At 33.2% G+C, this 247-nt stretch carries 1 pseudogene; it reads right to left on the bottom strand.

Features of this window, described 5'->3' with window-relative positions:
• A pseudogene (locus tag Q0852_RS23845) lies at positions 1–247 on the bottom strand (hypothetical protein); the annotation flags it as partial.

Raw genomic sequence — 247 nt, 5'->3', positions numbered from 1 at the left:
TGAATAAACACATACCCAAAATCTTCTTCAAGTTTAAACATCAACCTTTCTTCAAGAGGAACATTTTCAAGTATTGAGAAATCCAGTTCTACTTCATCAAGATTTAACCAATTCAGCTTACCGTACTGTTTTTGTTCATTTGTAAGACGATAAGTTTGATGAATATATGACATACGAAAATTTTCGTAAACTTTAATCTGATCATCTTCTGGCTGACTTGGCGAACAATCAACTCGAGCATCTAACC

This window comes from uncultured Photobacterium sp. (genome assembly GCF_947502415.1).
GTDB lineage: Bacteria > Pseudomonadota > Gammaproteobacteria > Enterobacterales > Vibrionaceae > Photobacterium.
Note: the sequence above shows the minus strand (reverse complement) of the source record. Positions and strands in the feature narration are given on the sequence as shown.